At 67.5% G+C, this 6135-nt stretch carries 10 protein-coding genes and 1 pseudogene; 8 read left to right on the plus strand and 3 right to left on the minus strand.

Annotated features, from left to right (window positions below):
• Positions 1–96 precede the first annotated feature (96 nt).
• Both GR702_RS16095 and GR702_RS16100 read right to left on the minus strand, forming a co-directional pair.
• Positions 97–558, minus strand: coding sequence for a flagellar biosynthetic protein FliO (locus tag GR702_RS16095; protein ID WP_160986796.1), 462 nt, complete (start codon positions 556–558; stop codon positions 97–99).
• A gap of 3 nt (positions 559–561) precedes the next feature.
• Positions 562–795, minus strand: coding sequence for a FliM/FliN family flagellar motor switch protein (locus tag GR702_RS16100; protein ID WP_160986797.1), 234 nt, complete (start codon positions 793–795; stop codon positions 562–564).
• A gap of 133 nt (positions 796–928) precedes the next feature.
• Between GR702_RS16100 and flgC the strand changes: the two genes are divergently transcribed.
• From flgC to GR702_RS16140, 8 genes are read left to right on the plus strand one after another with little or no spacing between them, the layout of a single operon-like run.
• The gene (flgC, locus tag GR702_RS16105; RefSeq protein WP_160986798.1) at positions 929–1339 is read left to right on the plus strand and encodes a flagellar basal body rod protein FlgC; all 411 of its coding nucleotides are present in this window, start codon (positions 929–931) and stop codon (positions 1337–1339) included.
• Positions 1340–1349: 10 nt separating this feature from the next.
• Positions 1350–1787, plus strand: coding sequence for a flagellar hook-basal body complex protein FliE (gene fliE / locus GR702_RS22785; RefSeq protein WP_160986799.1), 438 nt, complete (start codon positions 1350–1352; stop codon positions 1785–1787).
• Between the two features lie 9 nt (positions 1788–1796).
• Positions 1797–2060 carry a flagellar biosynthetic protein FliQ gene (locus GR702_RS16115; RefSeq protein ID WP_160986800.1) on the plus strand — a complete coding sequence of 88 codons (264 nt, stop codon included), beginning with the start codon at positions 1797–1799 and terminating at the stop codon, positions 2058–2060.
• Positions 2061–2064: 4 nt separating this feature from the next.
• Positions 2065–2844, plus strand: a complete 780-nt coding sequence (fliR, locus tag GR702_RS16120; protein ID WP_160986801.1) for a flagellar biosynthetic protein FliR — start codon at positions 2065–2067, stop codon at positions 2842–2844.
• Between the two features lie 3 nt (positions 2845–2847).
• Positions 2848–3936, plus strand: coding sequence for a flagellar biosynthesis protein FlhB (gene flhB / locus GR702_RS16125; protein ID WP_160986802.1), 1089 nt, complete (start codon positions 2848–2850; stop codon positions 3934–3936).
• A 56-nt stretch (positions 3937–3992) separates the two neighbouring features.
• A complete protein-coding gene (locus GR702_RS16130) occupies positions 3993–5114 on the plus strand; it encodes a flagellar basal body P-ring protein FlgI (protein ID WP_160986819.1) in 1122 nt (373 codons plus the stop codon).
• A 1-nt stretch (position 5115) separates the two neighbouring features.
• Positions 5116–5415 carry a rod-binding protein gene (locus GR702_RS16135; protein WP_160986803.1) on the plus strand — a complete coding sequence of 100 codons (300 nt, stop codon included), beginning with the start codon at positions 5116–5118 and terminating at the stop codon, positions 5413–5415.
• The gene (locus GR702_RS16140) at positions 5405–5827 is read left to right on the plus strand and encodes a flagellar biosynthesis protein FlgN (RefSeq protein ID WP_160986804.1); all 423 of its coding nucleotides are present in this window, start codon (positions 5405–5407) and stop codon (positions 5825–5827) included. Before GR702_RS16135 ends, GR702_RS16140 begins: the two co-directional genes overlap by 11 nt.
• Before the next feature lie 17 nt (positions 5828–5844).
• Here GR702_RS16140 and GR702_RS16145 read toward each other — a convergent pair.
• Positions 5845–6135 (minus strand): annotated as a pseudogene (locus GR702_RS16145) (XRE family transcriptional regulator); the annotation flags it as partial.

Here is a 6135-nt window from a genome sequence, read left to right on the forward strand (position 1 = left end):
CCCCGGCGGCGATCGCAAGCCTGATCGTCGAAGCGGAGCGCAGCAAGGCCGCGCCGTTCAAGCGCGCCTGCGGACCGTCCGCGCCTGCCTCGGGCATCAGTGGAACCCTCCGGCGTCGCGGGTGCGATCAGGCGCCGGTTCGTGCGAGAACCAGATATCGGGAAGCACCGGGATCTTCGACGCGAAACTTTCCTGCAAGGCCGGCTTGGCGGAAGTCGGCTCGATGCGGGAGGCGGTCGGGAAGGCCTCGGGCGAGGGTGCGCCAACCGTCCGTCCGGCCGGTGCCGCCGAACTGTCGAGCAGCACGACCCCTTCGGGTCCGACCATCACGCTGAATTCCCTGTCGTCGCGGCGCAGCAGCACCACCGAACGACGCTGGTCGATGGCAAGCCGCTCCACCACTTGCAGCCTGCGCTCGGGAGCTGAACTGCCGAGCCGTTCCAGCCACTCGCGTGGCAGCGTCAGGTCGTAGCGCCGCACGAGCCACAGCGCTCCGACAAGAATGCCGAGCACCAGGCCGAGCGCGCCCAGCATGCGAAGCAGGGACAAGGCATCCACGCCTCAGCGCTCCCGCTCGACCACGTGGGTGATCTCCAGCGACATGGCTTCGCCGTTCACGATGATCCGCCCTTCGGCGACGAGCCTGTCGTTCACGTAGACACGCGTCGGATCGTCCTGCCCGCAATCGAGCGGGATCATCGCGCCGCGGCTCATCTTGAGCACCTGACGGATCGGAATGCTGGTCGAGCCGAGCACAATCTGCAGGTCGATGGGAATGCCTTCGAGGACGGACACGCGCGACTCCTTTCAGCGGCGTTATAGGAAAATAAATATAGGATCGATCCACTCACTAGGAAAAAGTTGCCTATAAGAATGTCATGATGGCGGCCGGCATTTCGGCCGGCGCGAGGCATGACGGGGGCGATCCTTGGCGGAACTGGGCAATTCGATCGAAGTCTCGGCCTCGGGCCTGCGCGCGCAGGCCCTGCGCATGCGCGTGATCGCCGAGAACCTCGCCAACTCGGGTTCGGTCGCAACGACAGCGGAGGGCGATCCCTATCGTCGCCGGGTCGCCAATTTCGCAGCAGAAGTGGACCGTGTCAGCGGCGCAACGGCGGTTGCGGTCAGGTCGATCGAGGCCGACAGAAGCGCGTTCGGGCGTATCTACCAGCCGGGCAACCCGGCAGCCGATGCGCAAGGATACGTCGCGCAGCCCAACGTCAATCCGCTGATCGAGGCGGCGGACATGAAGGCGGCGCAGCGTTCTTACGAGGCCAATCTCAATGCCATCGAGTCCGCGCGCGGCATGACCATGCGCACGATCGACCTCCTGAAGTAAGGGCAAGTAGATGTCGATCGGAGCCCTTGACGCCGCATCCGCCTATGGCCGCGCCATGCGCGCCGCGTCTCCGGGCGGGGCCGTGGGACAGGCCGCATCCGCGAACCCCCTCGCCGGCACAGGCACAGGCGCGAGCGCGGGCCTCACGGGCGGCATCGGCAGCGGCATCGCCAGCGGTATCGGGCCGGGCCTCGCGCCGGGGATCGGCGGTCTTGGTGCACCGGGGCAGGGCTCCAGCTTCGGCGGGATGGTAGAGTCCATGGTCTCCGAAACGGCAGGCGCGCTGCGCAATGCCGAAACCCAAAGCGTCCGGCAGATCAGCGGCAAGGGCGACCTCATCGATGTGGTCACCGCCATCGGCGCGGCGGAGACCGCGCTCGATACGGTGGTCGCCGTTCGCGACCGCGTTGTCTCCGCCTACTCCGACATCATGCGGATGCAGATCTAGGCCAGCCGGATGAGCCCCGACCAGGCCATAGAGATCGCGCGCGCCGCGCTGATGCTGATGCTCACGATCGCCGGCCCCCTGCTGATTGCCGCCCTTATCGTCGGCGTGGTCATCGGCCTGCTCCAGGCACTCACCCAGGTGCAGGAGATGACGCTGACCTTCGTTCCCAAACTGCTGGTGCTCGGCGTTGTCATGCTCGTCAGCCTGCCCATGATCGGCCATGCGCTGGGTGCGTTCATGGATCGCATCGCCGACATCATCGTCTCGGGCTGAGGGCGTGGACGCGCTCGACCTGGCGACCCTGCTCAGGCTGCCGATCGATACGGCCGCGTTCCTGGTCCTGTTCTGCCGGGTGGGCGCCATCATCATGCTACTTCCCGCCTTTTCCGAGGATTCCGTTCCCCCGCAGATCCGCCTCGTAATGGCGCTCGCCTTCACCTTCGGCATGTACGGCATGCTCGAGGGCCGAGTGGCGCCTGCGGTGGGATCGGGCATCGCCTTGCCGTTGCTGGTGATGGGCGAAGTCGCCGTCGGCCTTGCGTTCGGAATGGTGGTGCGCATCCTGTTCAGTGCCGCTGCCATGGCAGGCGCGATCGCAGCGCAGCAGGTGGGCCTTTCATCGGCTCTCGTCGCCGACCCTTCGATGGGCGGGCAGGCGCCGCTGCTTTCGCGCCTGATCTCCCTTGCCGCCGTGATGGTTTGCATGGGCAGCGGCGTTCATCATCTCTGGATCACGGCGATCTTCGGGTCCTATGCCAGCTTCCCGGTCGGCGGCCTTCCTCCCATGAGCGACTTCGCGCATCTTGCCGTATCGCTGATGGGACAGGCGCTGTCGCTGGGTGTCAGCCTTACTGCGCCGCTCATCCTTTATGGCATGCTGTTCAATCTTGGGCTGGGCCTTGCCGCGAGAGTGGCGCCCGCGATCCAGGTGTTCTTCATCGCCCAGCCTCTCAACCTGCTGCTTGGCCTTTCGGTGCTGGCCATGTCGATCGGCGCGATGCTTACCGCCTTCGCCACCGCGATGGCCACGTTCATGCAGGACGGATGGAAGCTCTAGCCCATGGCCGAGGAAGCCGACAAGGACCAGCGCACCCACGATCCGACGCCCAAGAAGCTCGAGGACGCAAGGCGACGCGGCGAAACCGCGGTGGCGCCCGAGGTGCGGCATGCGACGATGATGGCAGGAGCGCTCGCCGTCACCGGATGGCTGGGTCTGGCCGCGCTGCAGCGGCTCTCGACGATGCTCAAGCGCCTGTGGGGAAGCGCCGAGGATTTCAGTCTCGATTCCGACGGGGCGCAAGGCCTCGCCACCGGCGTTGCCGCCCATGTCGCGCTCTCGCTCCTGCCGATCTTCGCCGTGCTCATGACGACGGCTTTGGCAGCGGTGTTCCTGCAGGGTCGGGTCACCCTGAGCTGGTCGCGCGTGGCCCCCAAGTGGTCCAAGCTGTCCCCCGCGTCGGGCGCAAAGCGGCTGTTGGGGACCAGGGCGCTGGTGGAGTTTGCCAAGACGCTGGCCAAGATCGGCGCGATCGGCCTCGTCGTCTACCTCGTGCTGGCCCCGCGCCTGCAGGGGGTGGACGGGCTGGTGGGCCGCGCGCCCGGCGCGATTGGCGCGGCCGCGGCGGGCCTCGCGTTCGAAGCTCTGCGCGCGGTCGTGCTGCTGGTCGCCGTGCTCGCCCTCGTCGACTTCGTCTACCAGCGGCGCGCCTTCTTCAAGCGGATGATGATGACGCTGCAGGAGGTGAAGGACGAACACAAGCAGAGCGAGGGCGATCCGAAGATCAAGGCCAAGATCCGCCAGATCCAGATGCAGCGGGCCCGCAGCCGGATGATGGCTGCCGTCCCGACCGCCAGCGTCGTCGTCACCAATCCCACGCACTATGCAATCGCGCTCAAGTATGAGCACGGGGTGACCGCAGCGCCCACCGTCGTGGCCAAGGGCGTGGACGCCGTCGCCCTGCGCATTCGCGAGATCGCTGCGGAGGCGGACGTCCCGGTCGTCGAAAGCCCGCCCCTCGCGCGCGCGCTCCATGCGGCGGTGGACATCGACCACCCGATCCCGATCGAGCACTACGCCGCCGTGGCCGAGATCATCGGCTACGTCATGCGGCTCTCGCGCGAGAAGAGCGCTAGGGAACGGGGGCGGTGACCATGCCCGCCTTGAAAACCCTCGCCTTGCGCCCGCGCCGCCCGCTTTCTCCTATAATGGAGAAGATGGTTCGCTTCCCGCCTCTGCTCCTGCTCGCAGCGCTGCTTGCGTTGCTTGTGCCCGCGAGCGCCTCTGCCGGGCCGCAGCCGCGCATCAAGGATGTGGTCGACGTCGAGAATGTGCGATCGAACCAGCTGGTCGGCTACGGCCTAGTTGTCGGCCTGCAGGGCACGGGCGACCGCATCCGCAACGTGCCTTTCACTGAAGAAACGCTGCAGGCCATGCTGGAGCGCATGGGGGTGAATATCCGCGGCACGCAGATGCTTACCCAGAATGTGGCGGCGGTGACGGTGACGGCGACCATGCCGCCCTTCGCGCGCGCGGGCTCCACCGTCGACGTGCAGGTTTCGGCGCTTGGTGATGCGACCAGCCTGCAGGGAGGCATCCTTCTCGTGTCCTCCCTGCGCGCGCTGGACGGTGAGATATACGCCGTGGCGCAGGGGCCCGTGGCGGTGTCGGGCTTCAAGGCGCAAGGGGCGGCCGCCAAGCTGAGCCGCGGCGTGATGACGACGGCGCGCATCGCCGGCGGCGCGATCATCGAGCGGGAGGTGCCCTACGACCTGCGCTCGGCCCAGACGCTGAAACTGGCGCTGAAGAACCCGGACTTCACCACCGCGCGCCAGATCGCCACCGCCATCAACCGCGAGGTTTCCGGCGCGGCGCAGGTGCTGGATCCGGGGACGGTCGAGATCCGGGGCGGGGCCGGGGGCGGATCGATCATCGATCTCGTCACCCGCATCGAAAACCTGCCCGTCCAGGTGGACCAGCCCGCGCGGATCGTGATCAACGAAGCCGCCGGAACCGTCGTCATGGGCGCGGACGTGCGTGTCAGCCCCGTGGCGATCGCGCAGGGCGGCCTGACGATCAGCGTCACCGAGACGCCGCTCGTATCGCAGCCCGCACCGCTCTCCGGCGGCCAGACCACCGTCGTCCCGCGCACGCGCATCGAAGCGGACGACGGCAGCGGCGCTTCGCTGGCGGTACTCAACACCGGGACCTCGCTGCAGACGCTGGTCGCCGGGCTCAACGCGCTGGGCGTCAGCCCGCGCGACCTCATCACCATCCTCCAGGCACTGCAAACGGCAGGCGCGCTGCAGGCCGAAATAGCGGTGCAGTGACATGACCGATCCCCTTCGCCCGTCGCTTGCCGCCAGGCCTGGAGTCATCCCCGCCGATCGCAGTCCGGCCGCCGTCGCCCGCCAGTTCGAAGGCGTCTTCGCCGGCCAGGTCACCAAGATCATGATGGAATCGGTCGATCAGAACGATGCATTCTCCGGCGGCCACGGCGAGGAGATGTTTCGCGGCATCCTTGCGGAGCAGATCGGCAACCAGATCGCGCACGGAAGGGGGCTGGGCATTTCGGCGGCGGTGGAAGCACAGATCGTCCGGCTTCAGGGAGGCGGCAGCGATGGCGAGTGAGGTGATCGAGATCATGGCCTCGCTGTCGGCCGTCATGCGCGAGGAGACCGCACGGCTTCAGGCAAGTGGGCGTGGACCCGACCTTGCGGAACTGGCCTCGGTCAAGGCGCGCCTCGTGGGAGCGTTGGAAGAAAGGCTTGCCCGGATGAACCGTCAGCAGCCGGACTGGCCGGGGGAGATGGACGAGGACACGCGCACCGTCTTCGCCGAAGCGCTGGGTGAACTGCGTGCGGCATCCATGGTGAACGCGGCCTTGCTCGAGCGGCAGATCGAACTTTCCGCCGATGTCATGTCGGCCATTTCCGCCGAAGCACGGCGCGTCAGCGGCAACCGCGCTTTCGCGTATGGCGCGACCGGCACTCTCGCGCGCAGCGACCTGGCAACTCCGATCGCGCTCAACAGTGAATTCTAGAGCCGGGCCGCTCGCCGCTACTCGAACACGGCCGAGAGCACGGCTGCGACGTCTGCCGGGTCGAGCGTGTCGATCACGATCTCGAGGTCGGGATTTTCGCTGTAGCCAAGCATGCGGCCGTGCCGGTCTGCGGTGACGGAGACCACTCGCAGCCCCGCGTTCTCGCGGATCACCGCAAGGCCGCCCGCCGACGCGAAGCGATCGGGGTCCACCACCAGCGTCGAGCGCCCGGGAAGGCCGGCACCAAGCGTGGGGCGCCCCAGCCGCAAGCCATACGCGCGCGGCCCTGCACCGGCCGGAGCCTCCAC

This window comes from Novosphingobium silvae (genome assembly GCF_009856825.1).
GTDB lineage: Bacteria > Pseudomonadota > Alphaproteobacteria > Sphingomonadales > Sphingomonadaceae > Novosphingobium > Novosphingobium silvae.